General features: G+C 64.3%; 1 protein-coding gene. It reads right to left on the bottom strand.

Annotated elements, in window-relative coordinates:
• A partial coding sequence (locus ASD32_RS03605; RefSeq protein WP_156383062.1) for an ABC transporter ATP-binding protein occupies window positions 1–283 on the bottom strand: 283 nt, incomplete at both ends.

Genomic DNA, 283 nt, shown 5'->3' with positions numbered 1-283 from the left:
GCGGGCTGCCTCCGCCACCTTCTTGTCGATCCCCGCCTGGTCCATCTTCGCCATCTTCAACGGAAAGGCGATATTGTTGCGCACCGTCATATGCGGATAGAGCGCATAGGACTGGAACACCATGGCGAGCCCCCGCTTGGCCGGAGCCGCGCCGGTAACGTCGCGCCCGTCGATCTCGATCGTGCCGGAGGTCGTGTCCTCAAGCCCTGCGATCAGCCGCAGAAGCGTCGATTTCCCGCAGCCCGAGGGGCCGACGAAGACGACGAACTCGCCCTCGTTGATC

It is taken from the genome of Rhizobium sp. Root483D2 (genome assembly GCF_001426685.1).
GTDB lineage: Bacteria > Pseudomonadota > Alphaproteobacteria > Rhizobiales > Rhizobiaceae > Pararhizobium > Pararhizobium qamdonense.
The sequence above is the reverse complement of the archived record's forward strand: the minus strand, read 5'-3'. Positions and strand labels throughout refer to the sequence as shown.